A 1,542-nucleotide genomic window follows, 5' to 3' on the forward strand; every position below is an offset into this window, starting at 1 on the left:
AAACTATAATCAACGCTATCGTCGCCTCGGGTATGTGTTTCGAACCAGTATTTCCAATCGCCGCCTTCTAATTTCCACGCTTTAGGTGCAAGCCAGCAATATCCCTTTGGCACAAAACCGACTTCCCCTTCCCAGCCATTATCCTTGATGAAACGCTGAATACATCGGTCAAATCCCTTCCAAAAGGCAGGTTCTATTTGCTTTTCGAAAACCACAACGGCCTCATTAAACATCTTGAACTGCGATAAAATAAGGGTTCCAGCCAACCGTTCTTCCTTGGTAGATGATGTCATTGTTCTTACCTTTGATTAAAAATTACGCATACGTTCAAGAAAACAAAAAGCAGAATGCGCCGCCATTTGCCTCATGGATGCGCTATCGTGCACAGCACCTGTTTTGCGGAAATCCGCCCGCATGGGTTCTTCAAAACGTGTCGCAAGGTCGCTCCACGACAGGCAAGAAACACAGTGTGGGTTATCCGCACGCATGCTCTTGGGTTGTCTGCCCTGCGGCGTTAAAAACACCACGCCCCAACGACGTTTTTTCGTCGCACGCTTTTCAGCCTCCAGACAGTAACGCTCGATTTGTTCTTTCTGCTCGAAAGCATCGATCTTCACTTCAATCAAAACGAAGAAATTATCGGCATCGATCTCAATATCGACCCGATTCTTACTGTCGCCGTTCGGGTTGGATTCAACCCGCACGCGGCAAAAGCGTGTAAACGCAGCAGGAAAAGTCTGATTCTCTGCTGTGCGTATTGAGGCCAGCAAGGCATATAAAGGAACAGTACCAAAACCGTGTGATCCTTGCGGATCCAGCAGCCAGGCCAGCACCGCTGAATTGCGCACTTCTTTGCGCTTTAACCCCGCAACATCCCAGGGATCAAAAGACAATACGCGAGGCTGCACCGCCTGAAGCGGCGTTGATAAGCGACTAAAGAAGGTCATGAGTTGACCCACATCGATGTCTATTTTTTCAGTCGTTGTTGGCTCATTGAACGTTAATGCGTTTTCTGACCATTGTTGAAAAAAAACCGGCAACCATTCCACCAGAGACTGATGCGTTGTCTCCATATACCTTCCCTTTCACTGACGACCCTACGCCAAAGACAACGCGTATCGCTGGCCGTTTGCCTAAACCGCAAAGGCATCATCATAAGTGCCAATCAGTAAAAAGCGAATGTTTATGGAGTCGAGGTTTGTGGATTTAGAAAATGCCAACAAAGAAGGGAATTTCCCGAGCCGCATTGAACACACGGCGACTCGGGTGACATAACGTAGCGGTAAACCTGGCCTAACGGTAAACAATGCCACCATCAATCAGAATGGCCTGACCGGTGACATAGTCTGAATCTGGCCCTGCCAGATAGGAGACCAGACTGGCGACATCATCCGGTGTCTCAGCGCGACCCAGCGCAATACCATCAACATATTTTTTATAGGTTTCACCAATAGGGGCACCGGTGATTTCTGAGAAACGCTTATCGATTTCTGTCCACATTCCCGTGCCGACAATCCCCGGGCAATACGCGTTTACCGTAAT

General features: G+C 48.4%; 2 protein-coding genes and 1 pseudogene. All 3 read right to left on the reverse strand.

Going from position 1 to position 1,542, the window contains the following annotated elements:
- A pseudogene (locus J5224_RS27285) lies at positions 1 to 293 on the reverse strand (hypothetical protein); the annotation flags it as partial.
- A 15-nt stretch (positions 294 to 308) separates the two neighbouring features.
- Positions 309 to 1,073 (reverse strand): PD-(D/E)XK nuclease family protein, encoded by a 765-nt coding sequence (locus J5224_RS27290; protein WP_264628276.1) that lies wholly within the window; start codon positions 1,071 to 1,073, stop codon positions 309 to 311.
- A 220-nt stretch (positions 1,074 to 1,293) separates the two neighbouring features.
- Positions 1,294 to 1,542 (reverse strand): SDR family oxidoreductase (locus J5224_RS27295; RefSeq protein ID WP_264628277.1); only part of this gene is annotated, 249 nt, incomplete at its 5' end.

This window comes from Candidatus Symbiopectobacterium sp. NZEC135 (assembly GCF_025962695.1).

What these genes read in the sequence shown, in the direction of transcription:
- J5224_RS27290 (WP_264628276.1), bottom strand. Translation starts at nt 1,073, where the DNA reads ATGGAGACAACGCATCAGTCTCTGGTGGAATGGTTGCCGGTTTTTTTT.